Origin of the sequence: Wolbachia endosymbiont of Pentalonia nigronervosa (assembly GCF_014534705.1) — a bacterium.
GTDB lineage: Bacteria > Pseudomonadota > Alphaproteobacteria > Rickettsiales > Anaplasmataceae > Wolbachia.
The window spans coordinates 1-15,526 of sequence record NZ_JACVWV010000024.1; the positions used below are offsets into that span (position 1 = coordinate 1).

Consider the following 15,526-nt stretch of genomic DNA (forward strand, 5'->3'; position numbering starts at 1 on the left):
TTCATTATATATCTTATTGCATTAATAATCGCTCTAATATCGTGTTTTCTTGGCCTTCCTATTGCCCCTTGTGCAACGTATGGCTCTAGTATTTCCCATTCTTTGTCACTTATGTCACTTGGATACATTTTTTTACCTCTTAATTCTACATTTGCTTTAGTATATTTATCTTTTCATTTCTTTTCAAGACATCTTCTGAAGCTGGAGTGTTAAATAAACTGTAGACCCCCCTGTTAAACAAAATGAAGTGAGGCTATTGAAGAATTTTTGATTTTCGGGAGTATAGTATTTCCTAAACCAAATGATAGACTTCTGTAATGGCTTGACCAACGAGAAGAAAAGGGTCTTTTTGTTGTTGCATGCGAGGTTTGAGCCAACTTTTGATCGCATGCTAGCAATGCTATATTGGATTTAGGTCAGGTGAATATGGAGGTAAATAGATTGAGGTAATATTTTGTATTTGTAAACCTTTGCCATCCTGCACAATCCATATGCCTTCCTTGTTCCTAAATATTGCGACTGTACATCTAACAAGAGATAGAAAATTTTGAAATTCTTGCAACTGCAAGAACTTCCTTCACTTGAGAAAAAACATACCCTTTGTTAACATTAGCATTGATAGTAAAATTACTCAATTTTCTCTTTAGCTGTAGGGAAAGCTGAGTACTGCACATTAGACTTAATTTTTTCTCATCCATGTTACGCTTACTAAGCCTTTGGTTTTGTATCAATCTATTTGTATGAATAAAAATAATAAAATCACAATACGAATGGAGCTTTGTCTCCAATAAAAGAGGAATATCCAAAATTAAAAATTCTCTACCGATTTTCCTCTCTTGAGCAAGAAAAAATCTAAGCTTCTGAAAAACAGCGCAGTGAACTAAAGCTTCAAACTCTATCCAATGTTTATCATAAGCTAAAAAATATTTCGACAGCACTGACCTGTCTATTTCACCGTTGATAATAACCCCAGGAAAGGTCTTGTCTACATAATTGATTATACTCTTATCTACCTTATAGAGTTGATGTACAACAAAGTCAGCATCGAATACAGCAGCACCTAATTTTTTGAAACAACTTGCAACAAAACTTTTACCTACCCCTATCCCACCAGTTAAACCTATGACCATATGTTTCCCTAGTAAACGATTTGCCTTTTACTTCGTATTTGTTAATGGAAACAAATTTTAGTTAATCACTTATTACTTTTGGTACAACGAAATACCCATCTTCAGACTTTGCATTGGACAATATCTCTTCTTTGATATTGCAAGAGTCTACAAGATCATCACGCACGTGAATATCTTTATTAATACTACCATAACGTATAGGAGTAACACCTTCAATATTGACTTTTGCTAAAGTGTCATGTATCCAGTCCAGCATAGTCAGCTCTTTAGAATAAAATTCAATTTCATCATCTGATAATTTAATTCTCACAAGCTGTGCAATTTTTAACATTTCTTCCCTGGTAATTGTTATTTTTCTTTTACTTGCAAATTCTACGAGTGAAGTAATTATATCTTCTGTTGATCTAGAGGGCATTCTTATCTCCTTAATATGAAATCAGCTAAAACATTCGCTATAGGAACAACTTCTATTTTACCGTTTTTTGTAAATTTTGGAAATATTGTGTCTGTAATCACCAACTTATCCAAAGCAGATGAGCATATCCTTTCAACCGCATTTCCTGAAAGCACTCCATGTGTTATACATGCTATTACGAATTTTGTTCCTCTACCTTTTAACGCAGAAGCTGCATTGCATAAAGTTCCACCAGAATCAACTATATCATCAATAATAACACAAATTTTATTTGCAACTTTACCGATTATGTTCATAACCTGAGATACACCTGCTTTCTCTCTATACTTGTCCACCACAACAATCTTGTCACTTAATTCTATATCATACCTTGCTTCCATAGCCTTCGCAAAAGCACGTGCTTTTCCAACAGCCCCGATATCAGGTGCAACTATCACTAAATCTTCTTTTTTTATAGACGTGCAAGTATCTTGCTCTCCTGACCCGTAAACAAGCTGAGAAAGAAATTCAACAAATACTTCAAAACAGTTCACATTAGTGATTGGTATATTGAAAAAACCTTCAATTTGGCTTGAATGCAGATCAATAACTATTACCCTATCTACACCCGCAGTTTCAATCATCTCTGCAACTAATTTTGCACTCAAGGCAGAACTCATGTGATTATCTTTAATAATCCGATCTTGACGACTATACCCATAGTAAGAAATTACTGCGGTTATTTTTTTTGCTCCTACTCTCTTTATTGCATCAACCATGAGCAAAAATTCCATAAGGCTATCATTCACAGGGGAAGATATGGATTGTATTACATATACCTCTTGATTAAATAGATCGTCCGTTACTCTTACATTCATTTCACCATCAGCAAATCTTGATATTTGCACAGGAGATGGCCTAACATTGAGCCTGTTAGCTATAGATTTTCCTAATTCTTCACTATTGCTGCATATTACTACTTTCATTTGTTACTTCCATCCACATTCATCTGCTATCATGACCGCTTCAAATAGATGTTTTTCAAGCTCACTAAGCGATAAGCTGCTCTGTAAATAATCTCCCCAAGATTTTAAGATGTCAGACATCTCAACACCTTCAACTACAGGATATTCTTGGTTTTTTTTAGCATATAACTCTTGAGCTTGTTTACTTACTAAAAATTCCAGTAGCAATATAGCATTCTCTCTATTTTTTGCATTCTTAACCACTGCTGCACCACTGACATTCACCATAGAACCTTTGCTATTTTTGTTAGGAAAGAAAACTCCTAGCTTATTGATATTTTTTTTGTGTGTATCCTGTGATGAAATAACCCTGGCAAAATAGTAACTGTTTACTATCGCAACTCCACCTTCACCCGCTGCTACAGCATAAATTTGATCAACATCTCCACCACTTGGCTTTCTTGCCATGTTTTTTACAATTCCACTTACCCATTTTTTCGTTTCCTTAAAACCATTATTTGCAATCATAAAAGCAATCAATGATCGATTATAAGGGCTTGTGGAAGAGCGCACTAATATTTTACCTTTCCATTTTTCATTTGCTAAGTCTTCATAGGTACTTAAGTCTTTAGGATCTACTAGCTCTTTGTTATATACCAACATCCTAGTTCTCTTTGTCAAACCAAACCAATAATTTTCACTATCTCGAAATTTTTGAGGTATAGAATTTTTTAAAACTTCCGAGTCCACTTGAGACAAAAAGCCTCTTTTTTTTGCTAAAATAAGATTCACTGCATCTGCAGCTAAAAATAAATCAGCTTCACCACCATTTTCAATGCGAGAAAGCAGCTGAGAATAATCATCAATTATGTAGTTAACTTTAATGCCTGTCTCCTTTATAAATTCATCAAATAAGGTACGTACTAATTCCTCCTTTCGTGATGAATAAACATTAACCACTTCTGAATCAGAAATTGCATTATTCTTGTATAAATAGGCTATAGTGATTAATACAATTGCTATTAAAGATATAAGTACAAAAGGTTTTTTCATATGATTATCCATTCTATCTATGCTAGCATTAAAGATACTGGAATAGCACAATTTTGCAAGAATTTTTTCAAGATAAAGGTCTAGTACAAAAATACCTATTTTCATTTCATCAGGTTAATGTGTAATATAGTGATTTATATAAAAAGCAAATGGATAAAGTCAGGAAAGTGTTTGATTCTGTTGCAGATAACTACGACATTATGAATGACATAATGAGCTTTGGAATACACAGACTGTGGAAAGATAAAATGGTTAGCAGTATGCACCTAAAAGAAAATTCGGAGGTTTTAGATCTTGCTGGAGGAACAGGGGATATAGCAATAAGAATCATAAAAACAGAACCAAGCAGTAAAGTAACAGTATGTGATGTTAATCAGAATATGTTGAACAAAGGGCGTGATAAAACTATCAACTCTAATCAACTTAATTTCAATTGGGTATGTGCAAATGCTGAAAATTTACCATTTGAAAACTCTAAATTTGATTACTGTACTATAGCTTTTGGTATTCGCAATGTTTCAGATCGAAAAAAAGCTTTGAGTGAAATGCATAGAATACTCAAACCAAACGGGAAATTTATCTGCTTAGAATTTGCTCCTGTACATTACCAACATCAGGCATTTATTAAGCTTTATGACCTTTATTCATTTAAAGTGATCCCTAAAATTGGCAGTATAGTTGCTAAAGACCAAAGTGCGTACGAATATTTAGTGGAAAGCATAAGAAAATTTCCCACACAATCTGACTTTAAAAAAGAAATTGAGGATGTAGGCTTCACAAATGTTGAATTTCGCAATATGAGCTATGGAATAGTAGCATTACATTCGGGAACAAAATGAGTATCAGATACTGGTATAGAACATTGGATTATTACTTAATTCTTCCAATATTTCTTCTATTGACCATGGGCTTTATTCTTGTTTATTCAGCAAGTCCTGTAATTGCACAGCGCTTTTCTTTACCACAAGATTATTTCATGCAGCGTCACGTAATCTATATAGTGCTATCACTAGTCACTTTATTAGCATTTTCACTTATCAATATCAGAATCATATTCACTCTGTCACTCACTAGTTTCATTTTTTTTATCGTTTTAATGGCAATTATTATTGCGTTCGGAACAGAAGCAAAAGGAGCAAAAAGATGGCTACACGTTTTTAAAATATCAATTCAGCCATCTGAGTTTATGAGGCCTTTTTTTTCTGTAGTTATTGCTGGCATTTTAGCTAGTAAAATAAAGTTTAAGATATATATATCAATCATAATATTTTTATTGATTTTTGTGATGTTACTTTTACAACCTGACTTTAGCATGTCTATGCTTCTAACATATTCCTGGGTTGGTCAAATGTTTATTGCATGTATTCCACTTATATATTTCCTATATATAGGCGGCATAGTCACAACTGGCATTACTGTAGCCTATTCTTATTTTCCACATGTAAAGCAAAGAATTCATAATTTCCTCTTTTTTTCACAGCATGATAACTTTCAAGTCATAAAGTCACTAGAAGCATTCAAAAGAGGTAAATTAACCGGCGTAGGTCCAGGTGAAGGTAACGTAAAAATGCTTCTCCCTGATTGCCATACAGATTTTATATTTTCTGTTTTAGCAGAAGAATTTGGCTTAATTATGTGTTTAACTACATTAATGTTGTTTGGCATCATTTCAGCACGATTGCTCTATATTGCATACAGAGAAAGTGAGTTATTTAACTTACTAGTAATTTTTGGTATATCAATTCAATTTATTACACAGTTTATAGTAAATATAGGAGTAACATTAAGTGTTCTTCCTACAACCGGTATCACTTTACCATTGCTTAGCTATGGTGGATCATCTTTATTATCTTCAAGTATTGCACTTGGCATAATGCTGTCTTTCAGTCGAAGCCAGTCAATTACATTAAAATTTCAAGAACGTATTGCTATGAGGTAATTATTTTTTTTAGAGTGCTTCCTTATTTAAACTATAATCTATATATTGTGTATAAAAGCTAAAAAGCATAATGAAACCTAACATCAAACAATTATTCTACTACATCAAGCCTCATCTACTTTACTTTATTGTTGCTTTTATTGCAGTTTTACTTTCAGCTTTAACGATACTTTGTTTTGGCAAAAGTTTAAGTAATATAATGGATGCTAATATTCTAAGCACAGATAACAATTCTTGGCTTGAATTGCTTATACTGATATTAATAATCTTTGTAATCTCCTTTGCTGCATTTATAAAATTATATTTTATTGGAGTTGGTAGCGAAAAAGTTATAGCTAAAATCAGGTATGATATTTACAGTAATATTCTCCGCTTACAACCAAGTTTTTTTGAAGATACCAGCGTACAAGATGTAATGTCAGCATTAATTACTGATACATCTATATTACAATCAATAATTAATAGTAGTTTAGTCACAATATTACGGAATTTCATAGTGTTAATTGGTAGTATTATCATGCTGTTATATACCAACATGCAACTTACTGCATATGCAACTGTAACAATACCTATGTTATTAATCATTATGACTTCACTTGGAAATAAAGTTCGCACATATTCTCGTCTTGCCCGAGATAGATTAAATGAATTTGCAGAATTTAGCGAAGAAAATTTTAGATCTATAGTTACTATAAAATCATTTGTATTGGAAGAAAATGAGAAAATCCGCTTCAAAGAACGCTTAAGTTTAGTGTCAAAATCATACATAAAATTGACACTCTTACGCGCTATCCTAGTAACAATGATAATTACGTGCGTAATAGGTTCACTAGTTACCTTGCTGTTTTTTGGTATAAGAGAAGTGTTAAATGGTAATGCAACCATTGGAGAATTATCATCATTCGTATTTTATTCAGCACTTGCTGCAGGAGCTATAAATAATTTCAGTGATAATATAAGTGACTTACAGCGAGGTTTTGGAATAATAGAGCGTTTATTTGAATTTATAAATATAAAAAGTACTATAAATAATGCAAATAGTGCTGTAACAATTTGTAATGTTCAAAAGAATATTGCCTTTAATGAAGTGACATTCTGCTATAAATCTCAACCTAACAAACCAGCTTTAAATAATCTATCATTCTCTATCAATGTAGGTCAATCAGTATCAATCGTAGGCCCATCCGGTAGTGGTAAAAGTACTATTTTAAAACTTCTGCTTCGATTTCATGATCCTGATGAAGGTAGTATCACTATAGATGGACACGATATAAAATTAGTTACACTAAATAGTCTTAGATCGTCCTTTGGTTTAGTGCCACAAGACCACACAGTATTTTCATGTTCAATCATGGACAATATATTATATGGTAAGCCTAATGCTGAATATGAAGAAGTAAAGCAAGCAGCTACAAAGGCCTATGCTATGGAATTTATTGATAAGCTACCTGATAAATTCGACACATTTGTAGGAAAAAGAGGGTTAAAACTTTCTGAAGGACAAAAACAACGCATCATTATAGCAAGAGCTATACTCAAAGATCCCCAAATTTTAGTGCTAGACGAAGCAACCTCCGCATTGGATTATGCAAGTGAGCATTTTGTCCAAAAAGCATTGGGTACACTCATGCAAAATAGAACAACGATTATAGTTACACATAGATTATCTACTGCGCTGAAAACGGATAAGATCATAGTGGTTAATCATGGAAAAGTAGAAGAAATAGGAACCCATGATGATTTGATAAAAAAAGATGGACTTTACGCGAAATTAGTCAAAATACAATCAGGAAATTAGTTGTTGCCTTATGATTTTTGTGTTATAATATAACGTCTAGGTGCAATAAGTAGCTGCTGTTATGCGTAAGCATGACAGAGGAAAGTCCGGGCTCCAAGGAAAAGTAGTGACGGATAATACCCGCCGGGGGTAACCCTAGTTATAGGGCTACAGAAAATTACCGCCTAATGTTAAATTAGGTAAGGGTGAAAAGGTGTGGTAAGAGCACACCATAACAATGGCAACATTGGTAGTTCGAGTAACCAGCACTAGGAGCAAGATTAAATAAGAGTAGGCTTTATGTTTTCCTCATATCTACTCGGGTAAATCGCACGAAATAAATGGTAACATTTATTCCAGATAAATAGCTACATAAACAGAACTCGGCTTATATTTCACCTAGGCACCAATAATAATAAACTCACTGCAACATAAGTAATACCATGCTCACAATATATAAGCATTCAACTTTCATGCGTCGTCCTTAACTTGCTCTGCTTGATAGTTATCACTCACATTATTATCAGAATATTCGTCATCGTCTATGTACTCTTTTAAAACATATCCTCTGCCCCAAACAGTTTCTATATGGCTCTTTCCATCATTGGCATTTTCAAGCTTTTTACGCAATTTACACATAAAAACATCAACTATTTTGTTATCTGAAGGCTCATCCAAACCATTGTAAAGATGATTCAAGAACATCTCTTTTGTTAATACCGTGCCTTTACGCAACGCAAGTAATTCTATCATAGAGTATTCCTTATTGGTAAGATGTACTGTTTTACCTTTCACTTCAACAACTCTATGATCAAAATTGATATTGATGTTACCAATCTTTATCACTGACTCTGGATGACCCTTAGTACGCCGTACTATGGCCTTAATCCTAGCCAAAAGCTCACTCTTATGAAATGGCTTAGTTAAATAATCATCAGCACCATATCCCAGTCCTTTTGCTTTGTAATTAACAGCAGACATGCATGAAAGTATCAAAACAGGAACCTTAATTTTTGCACTTCTTAATCTTAATAATATATCATACCCATCCATATCACCAGGCAGGTGTATGTCTAGAATGACTAAATCATAATAATCTCCATTTGAAGAGACCATATTATTGTTATAATCTTGAGCAGATGTTACAACATCACAAAAATGTCCATCAGAATTTAAAGTGTTAACAACAGTTCTTGCACTTATTGGATCATCTTCAATTAATAATATACGCATACTTAGCACCCCATAAATAATTTATAATTTTAGTAATATGTATAACTAAGGAAAATAATAAATCAAAGTTTTATTAATAATTACACACACTAATTATTAATAAATAGTAAACACCTTATTCATAAATTACAAACAAATCTAAATATACTATACGTAGTGCAATAATGACATACCCCTCTCAAAACTCAACTATCAACAATAATTCTGTCATCAAGACTTGCTTATACTCCTCAAATACATTCTATAACATTAGACCTCTTGCAAAACCTATTTCTGGCGGCAATTTTGTTTGCCTACGCTCCTCAAATACATCTAAGTATTCTGCGGTGCTCGCCTGCGTTTCTCCTAAAACGTTTCTCGTCATAAATCGTCTTTGCAAGAGGTCTATTCACCTACACTTTTACCGATTTATCGCTATATATAACGTCTTAAAAAAGCTTATTCCTGCGGATTTACATACTATCTAGTGCTTTTCTCAGCCATATTACCACATTTTGGAATTGTGTAGCCTAATTATTGTTACTTAACTCATCCACTTTTTTGCGTAGTATACTCAAATCAGTTGCTCCTACAAATAAGCTATCTCCTATAATCAAAAAAGGTGTTCCACCTATACCTAAGTTCCTTACTAAAAGTCTACTGTTATTTATCATCTGTTCAATTTTACTCATATTATTCTTCATTGATTTGTTAAAATCGCTTTTACTAATGCCTATATTTTGTATTATGCTCAATATACTATCATCTGAAAATTCCTCTTTATAGCTTAACGCAGCATGATGAAAAGCAAAATATTTCTTTTTATCAATAAAATAAACAGCTAAAGCACTTTTTGCCGCTTTTAAAGAACCATCACCAAGTATCGGCGTATCTCTAAATATATACTTAATTTTACCATCATCAATTAATTGTTTAATATCATCTTTTATAGCTTTACAGTATCCACAAGAATAATCAAAAAAACCAACAGCTATGATATGACTACTTTCATTTCCAAAACAAGGATAAGTTAAATCAAATATTTCATCTTTATACTGTGAAATTTTATTTTTAAACATATTATCCCGAGTAGCGTACTTGCTTTTTTCTTGAATATTTTCTATAATCTTGTCGAGATTTCTATCTATATAGCTGTCTAATTCCTTGCTAATGTAATCATCATCCAATGCTGCTTTTCTACTATTTGAAAGCCAATTATTTATTATTGGCAAACTTGCTATAATTATTATTAAAACCAATAAGAGCAATACCCTAGGCATAAAATCTACTTAAAAAGACTATAATAATATATCATTGATCTTAATCAAGCTAAAATTTATGCAATAAAGACCCTGAATGAAGGATTTTAGCTTATTTACAAGCAATAGACCTCATCAATCATATTAGATAGTATAACTTTATTTCCCATTTTCTCTCATCGTTTGTTCTGCAGCGGGAGTTGGTATGACCAAGCGATACATAATGGGAGTATTTTATATTAAAAACTTTCTTTGTTAGTAGAGCATAAATCAGCTAAACACTTTATAAACAAAGGACTTATACCAAGTGTTGGGATGCGGAAGTAATATCCATCTTTTATGATCTTTTTGTACTCTATGTCAAGTTCAACTAGCGTTTCAGAATGCTCAGAAACGAAAGATATAGGTGATAAAACCACAGGACATTTTGTACGCAATAGTTCACTTTCAGTACTTGGCTCCAGCCACTTTACAGGACCAATTTTGCTTTGATAACATATCGACCAATCTAAATCAGCTATAGCTAACTTTTTCACTATTAATTTTACACTTTCTTCTATATGTGAAACATAAGGATCACCTTTTTTTATAATACTAATAGGCAAGCTGTGAGCTGAGAATAGAACTTTAGGCTTACCAACTTTGCTAGCTAGTTTGTAGTGTTGAGATATTAACTCTGAGTGAGCTGCAATAAAGTTCTCGTTATTATAATAATGTTCGATTATCTTTGTATTGCATGCAAAACCATTCATTTTGGTGCTTTTCTGCCAATTTTCAATTGATGATAAAGTTGTAGCAGTAGAATATTGTGGATACAAAGGCAGCAAAATTACTTCATCAGGGCTATATTGTTTTACGTGCTTTATTACTTCGTCAGCAAATGGGTGCCAGTAGCGCATACAAATGAATACTTTATATTTATCATCCTTTGCTTTTTCGTTGAGCTTCTGTTCTAGAACAGTTGCTTGCATTTTTGTATTTTCTAAAATAGGAGATTTCCCTTCTATCTGCTTGTATATTTCTAATGCAGTACTTTCACGCTTAGCTGATATAAGTTTTGCTAATAAAAATCGCAAAGGATTTGGCAGATTAACTATTCGCTTGTCATAAAAAAGGTTAAACAGAAACGGACGAACTGCGCTCAACGAGTCTGGACCTCCAAGATTAAGTAAAACTACTGCTTTTTTTTTCACCTAACAACCACACATTACTTTAGGAGTGCCTATAAATTCAGCTACAGGCTCATCAAATTTTGATAGAGGAATTAAGTTTCTTACACTAGCATATAGCAAGTGACCTGATTTTTGTACATTGTTTTTTGTTGACTTGAAGCTTCTATCATAAAATATATCAATAAGAGCACTGGGAATTGTCTCTAGAAACTCAACTGCAGCTAATGATAGCAATATACAGCTTTGTAGTATCTTCAGAGGGAAAATTATAATAGCGCTGCAATAGGAAAAGTCACTTCTATTAATTGACAATTGTTCTGCATCTTGCGAATTATACCTTACATATTTATTGTCCTTATCAAAAATAGGATAAACTATAGAATCTCTATTAAGCTCCTTATAAATCATCTCGCTGGTATAATCAGTTGTTTTTTCTAATAATTTTTCACGTAGATTAAAAGTTCTTACTATAAAACATGTAGTAATCATCAGAACAGCACATATGAATGCACATTGCATGAGACTTATGTTGGGTATAACTGTTGGTAGCCCAAAACAGACAAGAGGTACTATGATAACCATTTCAAGGAATGGGATAGCGTTTCTTTTCATTATAAAAGTAAAATTGTTTTTTGATAACATGTGTTGCTGATCAGTACTTTCTTCCTTGGTAGCTTGATCTATTGTGGTATCTATCTCTTGCGTGGCAGTAGTTCCATCTGTTCGCACACTATATGCAAGCTTACAAGCTTGTTTTTGACTATTGTTGCGAGTACCTATCTTCTTATCATTACTATGCTCTTTATAATTACCATACTCTAAGTAAGACAAAAAAGCTAAACCAAAAGTTAAAAAACCCTTCACTCCACAAAAAACAGATGATTTAAGGTTGTGTATAGATTGTTTTGTTATAGATGGTTCTACTTTTTTTTTGTGGCAACCTGTCATTCTATCACCTCCTTGATAATCATGCTGTACGAGTATATAGTTATAAATTATGCATGCCTATTAAAAAATTGCTTTTATGTCATTAGGATTTTTAATATAATTAGATCTGTAAGTTACTAAGGAAACGAAATGGCGATTGAAAAAACGCTTTCAATATTAAAACCTGATGCAGTAAAGTGTGATGTTACAGATGAAATAAACTCATATATTAAAAACTCTGGGTTGAAAATTGTTGCGCAAAAAATAATGTTGCTAACAAGAGAGCAAGCGGAACTATTTTATGAAATCCATAAAGACAGGCCTTTTTTCGGAGAATTAGTTGAGTTTATGATTTCTGGTCCTGTGGTTGTTCAAGTTTTGGTTGGTGAAAATGCTGTAAGTAGATATAGAGCAATAATGGGAGCTACGGATCCCAAACAAGCAGCTAAAGGTACAATTAGGGGTGACTTCGCTGAAGACATCAGCGAAAATAGAGTGCATGGTTCTGATAGTGTAGAAAGTGCTCATAGAGAAATAGCTTGCTTCTTCACTGAAAGTGAGCTCCGTGATATTGATATCCCTATGTAATTTGTCTCTTTTCTTTCTTATTTGATAAACCTCTTTCGAAACTCAATTGCTGATAGCAGTTTTGTTGTCAGTTGCGAAAGAGATCTAATGACTTAACTTCCCACCTAAAATTGAATTCACTATTTCTGGGTTAGCTTTTCCCTTAGTGGATTTCATCACTTCGCCAACAAAAAATCCATATAATTTTGTTTTGCCGCTTTTGTATTCTTGAACCTTATCTTGGTTATTATCAATGATTTCATTTATAACTGTTTCTATCTGATTTTTATCAGTTATCTGCTTTAGGTTTTGTGTTTCTATAATTAAAGATGCAGGTTTGCCGGTTTCAAACATAATATCAAATACTTGCTTTCCAAGCTTTGCGGAAATCGTTCCATCAACAATAAAATCTAATAATTCAGATAAATCATTAGCTTTAATTGGAGAGTACATGATATCTATACTAGCTTTGTTTAGACGACCAAAGAGCTCAACAGTCAACCATGTTACAGCAATTTTTGGATTGTGTTTCTGTATTAGTTCTTCGAAGTAATCAGCTATCGTTTTGTCGGAGGTAATGACATCCGCATCATATTCGCTAATACCTAATTTTTCAATATATCGCAGCTTTTTTTGTTCTGGTAATTCAGGCAAAGATGATCTAATAAGATCAATCTTGTCTTGGCTTATTTCAACAGGCAGTAAATCTGGCTCAGGAAAGTATCTATAGTCGCTTGCATCTTCTTTATTTCGCATTACTTTTGTTTTTCCTGAGGCGGTATCAAATAATAAGGTATCTTGACTTATCTCTTGTCCACTTTCTAAAATCTCAATTTGCCTTTGTATCTCATAATCTATCGCTTGAACAATATGGCGTATTGAGTTGAGATTCTTTATCTCACAACGGGTACCAAATTTATCACTACTCCTTGGGCGCACAGAAACATTTGCATCACAACGAAGAGAGCCTTTTTCCATATCACCATCACAAGAGCCAACATAACGCAAGATTTGCCTTAATTTCTTCATAAATTCTGCCACTTCTGTAGATGATCTTAAATCTGGCTCAGAGACAATTTCCATCAATGCAACACCTGCTCGATTTAAGTCTATGTACGTTTTACTACTGTCATGAATACTCTTTCCTGCGTCTTGTTCCAGATGAATTCTAGCAATTCTTACTTCCTGTTTGCCATTATTGATAGATAACTTGCCATTTTTAACTATTGGTTCAAAAAACTGAGTTATCTGGTAGCCTTGTGGTAAGTCTGGGTAAAAATAGTTTTTCCTATCAAAGTAAGAATTTTTATTAATTTCTGCAGATAGTATAAGACCTGTGCGTATTGCTTGTTCTATACAGTAGTAATTTAATATTGGCAATGTGCCTGGCATTGCTGCATCTACTAAGGAAACTTGAGTGTTATGTTCAGCTCCAAACTCAGTTGATGAATTAGAAAATAATTTTGTCTTAGAAGAAATTTGAGCATGTACTTCAAGCCCAATCACTGCTTCCCAATCTACTTTTACCATAAACTTGACTTTAGAATAATCTAATATTCTGCAAAAATTAACTGATAAAGTCAAAGTAAACTAATCTGACAATATACTTTTTGTTGAATAGCCGTTTGAAATTCGCCCTCTTTTGAAAGCTATTTATGGCATGAGTATTGTAGAATACTTTTCATGCATCTAGGTATATTGCAAGATATTCATTATAAGGTAAAATAATAAAAGTTTTTTTATTCATCATGGTTAAAGCTGTACAAATTAGAAAAACTGGAGGACCAGAAGTATTAGAGTTCGTCAACAAAAATATTGGTACTCCAGAAGGCAAAGAAGTTTTAATACGTCATACAGCAATTGGGTTAAATCGTTACGACACTGAGCATAGAAAAGGTACTCGCAGGGTTAAAAATTTACCTGCCGTTCTTGGAATGGAGGCGGTTGGGGTGATTGAAGGGCTTGGTACAAAAGCAGATGAAGGCTTAAAAATTGGAGATAGAGTTGGATATTGTACAGCACTGCCTGGAGCGTATTGTGAAAAGCGCATTGTGCATCAAAAGTATCTAATAAGAATTCCGGATGATATATCAGATGAGGTTGTTGCTTCAGTGCTATTTAAGGGCATGACAGCTCATTATTTAATTAACCAGTCTTATAAGGTAAAACCTGGCACTTTTGTGTTGGTTCATGGTGCAAATGGAGGGTTAGGTCAGATAATATGTCAATGGGTAAAGGATAAAAAAGGTATAGCGATAGGCTCTGTAAGTTCAGATGATAAGATGCTGCAAAGTGGTTGTGAACATATAATAAACTACAATGATAAAGAGGCTGTGGACAAAATTATGGAGATTACAAAAGGTAACGGAGTTGGTGCGGTATATGACCCTATAGGTTATGCTACTAGTAAAGTCTCTTTTGAATCTTTGGGTAAGTTTGGTATCTATGTTTCCTATGGACAAATATCTGGTGCTGCTCCCCTTAGTTTTTCTTTGCTTAGTTCGCGGTCGTTGTTTGCAACTGGTACTTCAATATATCACTACAAGCAAAACAGATTCACGCTGGTGCTTACAGCAATGGAAATTTTTGAAATGTTAAGAAAAAAACTCTTAACTGTAAGAATTAATAAAAAATATCGGTTTGATGAAATTGCTCAAGCACACCATGATATGGAAAATAGAAAAGTAAGTGGCTTAAATATCATTAAATTCTAAACATGTTGTGTTAACTATTTATTAAATGATATCGATTAATATCTTGTATGTTCTCTTGTTACGGGAGATAATGATAAATGATCAACTTTAACTAAAGGTGGCGTACAAAATGAAATATTTTAGTAAAAAAATAAATTTATACTCTATAATTAAAAGCTATTTGATTATATTTCTTGTGTTTATCCTCTATACATTTGGATATTCTGCAACTAATTACTTCTTAGAAGATGTCTTGAAATCATTTAAGTAGCTAATTTATTAAGCATAACGGTAATCATATTAAAGAAAATATTGGTTTTTGAGGTAAGAGGAGAATGTTCGTAATCTTTGCTCATGCGCCTAAAATTGGAGAGCCAAGCAAAGGTTCTTTCAACTATCCAACGTTTTGGAATAACCTGAAATCCTTCAGCTTCGGGA

16 protein-coding genes, 1 other RNA gene and 1 pseudogene are annotated in these 15,526 nt (G+C 33.1%); 6 read left to right on the top strand and 12 right to left on the bottom strand.

What is annotated here, in order from left to right; genetic code table 11:
• Positions 1 to 403: 403 nt before the first annotated feature.
• The 5 genes and pseudogenes from IC220_RS08185 to IC220_RS03555 form a co-directional block, all read right to left on the bottom strand.
• Positions 404 to 537, bottom strand: a pseudogene (locus IC220_RS08185) (IS630-like element ISWpi10 family transposase); the annotation flags it as partial.
• Entirely contained in the window at positions 528 to 1,130 is a 603-nt protein-coding gene (gene coaE, locus IC220_RS03540) for a dephospho-CoA kinase (protein ID WP_188153202.1), read from the bottom strand. The gene coaE and the pseudogene IC220_RS08185, both read right to left, overlap by 10 nt.
• Before the next feature lie 61 nt (positions 1,131 to 1,191).
• Positions 1,192 to 1,545 carry an Asp-tRNA(Asn)/Glu-tRNA(Gln) amidotransferase subunit GatC gene (gene gatC, locus IC220_RS03545; protein ID WP_188153203.1) on the bottom strand — a complete coding sequence of 118 codons (354 nt, stop codon included), beginning with the start codon at positions 1,543 to 1,545 and terminating at the stop codon, positions 1,192 to 1,194.
• Between the two features lie 2 nt (positions 1,546 to 1,547).
• Positions 1,548 to 2,510, bottom strand: a complete 963-nt coding sequence (locus IC220_RS03550) for a ribose-phosphate diphosphokinase (protein ID WP_188153204.1) — start codon at positions 2,508 to 2,510, stop codon at positions 1,548 to 1,550.
• Between the two features lie 3 nt (positions 2,511 to 2,513).
• On the bottom strand, positions 2,514 to 3,542 hold the full coding sequence (locus tag IC220_RS03555) for an extracellular solute-binding protein (RefSeq protein ID WP_188153214.1): 1,029 nt from the start codon (positions 3,540 to 3,542) through the stop codon (positions 2,514 to 2,516).
• Positions 3,543 to 3,691: 149 nt separating this feature from the next.
• Here IC220_RS03555 and ubiE point away from each other — a divergent pair, with 149 nt between their 5' ends.
• The 4 genes from ubiE to rnpB all read left to right on the top strand — a co-directional run bounded on the left by ubiE (position 3,692) and on the right by rnpB (position 7,665).
• On the top strand, positions 3,692 to 4,381 hold the full coding sequence (ubiE, locus tag IC220_RS03560; RefSeq protein WP_188153205.1) for a bifunctional demethylmenaquinone methyltransferase/2-methoxy-6-polyprenyl-1,4-benzoquinol methylase UbiE: 690 nt from the start codon (positions 3,692 to 3,694) through the stop codon (positions 4,379 to 4,381).
• Positions 4,378 to 5,481, top strand: coding sequence for an FtsW/RodA/SpoVE family cell cycle protein (locus IC220_RS03565; protein ID WP_188153206.1), 1,104 nt, complete (start codon positions 4,378 to 4,380; stop codon positions 5,479 to 5,481). Before ubiE ends, IC220_RS03565 begins: the two co-directional genes overlap by 4 nt.
• A gap of 70 nt (positions 5,482 to 5,551) precedes the next feature.
• On the top strand, positions 5,552 to 7,279 hold the full coding sequence (locus tag IC220_RS03570) for an ABC transporter ATP-binding protein (protein ID WP_188153207.1): 1,728 nt from the start codon (positions 5,552 to 5,554) through the stop codon (positions 7,277 to 7,279).
• 36 nt (positions 7,280 to 7,315) lie between these two features.
• An RNA gene (rnpB, locus tag IC220_RS03575) (RNase P RNA component class A) lies at positions 7,316 to 7,665 on the top strand.
• A gap of 64 nt (positions 7,666 to 7,729) precedes the next feature.
• Here rnpB and IC220_RS03580 read toward each other — a convergent pair.
• From IC220_RS03580 to IC220_RS03595, 5 genes are all read right to left on the bottom strand, one after another.
• Complete coding sequence (locus IC220_RS03580; protein WP_188153208.1) at positions 7,730 to 8,491, bottom strand: response regulator transcription factor; 762 nt, start codon at positions 8,489 to 8,491, stop codon at positions 7,730 to 7,732.
• A gap of 241 nt (positions 8,492 to 8,732) precedes the next feature.
• Positions 8,733 to 8,855, bottom strand: coding sequence for a hypothetical protein (locus IC220_RS08005; protein ID WP_255424131.1), 123 nt, complete (start codon positions 8,853 to 8,855; stop codon positions 8,733 to 8,735).
• Positions 8,856 to 9,000: 145 nt separating this feature from the next.
• A complete protein-coding gene (locus IC220_RS03585; protein ID WP_188153209.1) occupies positions 9,001 to 9,750 on the bottom strand; it encodes a DsbA family protein in 750 nt (249 codons plus the stop codon).
• 218 nt (positions 9,751 to 9,968) lie between these two features.
• Positions 9,969 to 10,922 carry a ferrochelatase gene (gene hemH / locus IC220_RS03590; RefSeq protein ID WP_188153210.1) on the bottom strand — a complete coding sequence of 318 codons (954 nt, stop codon included), beginning with the start codon at positions 10,920 to 10,922 and terminating at the stop codon, positions 9,969 to 9,971.
• Positions 10,923 to 11,849 (bottom strand): hypothetical protein, encoded by a 927-nt coding sequence (locus IC220_RS03595; protein ID WP_188153215.1) that lies wholly within the window; start codon positions 11,847 to 11,849, stop codon positions 10,923 to 10,925.
• Between the two features lie 129 nt (positions 11,850 to 11,978).
• Here IC220_RS03595 and ndk point away from each other — a divergent pair, with 129 nt between their 5' ends.
• Positions 11,979 to 12,416, top strand: coding sequence for a nucleoside-diphosphate kinase (gene ndk / locus IC220_RS03600; RefSeq protein ID WP_188153211.1), 438 nt, complete (start codon positions 11,979 to 11,981; stop codon positions 12,414 to 12,416).
• Positions 12,417 to 12,500: 84 nt separating this feature from the next.
• Here ndk and gatB read toward each other — a convergent pair whose 3' ends face one another.
• On the bottom strand, positions 12,501 to 13,925 hold the full coding sequence (gatB, locus tag IC220_RS03605; RefSeq protein WP_188153212.1) for an Asp-tRNA(Asn)/Glu-tRNA(Gln) amidotransferase subunit GatB: 1,425 nt from the start codon (positions 13,923 to 13,925) through the stop codon (positions 12,501 to 12,503).
• 218 nt (positions 13,926 to 14,143) lie between these two features.
• On the opposite strand from gatB, the gene IC220_RS03610 reads away from it, so the two are divergent.
• Complete coding sequence (locus IC220_RS03610) at positions 14,144 to 15,109, top strand: quinone oxidoreductase family protein (protein WP_188153213.1); 966 nt, start codon at positions 14,144 to 14,146, stop codon at positions 15,107 to 15,109.
• Between the two features lie 242 nt (positions 15,110 to 15,351).
• Here IC220_RS03610 and IC220_RS03615 read toward each other — a convergent pair.
• Positions 15,352 to 15,526, bottom strand: a 175-nt coding sequence (locus IC220_RS03615; RefSeq protein ID WP_188152743.1) for a transposase, incomplete at its 5' end; no start/stop codon positions are given.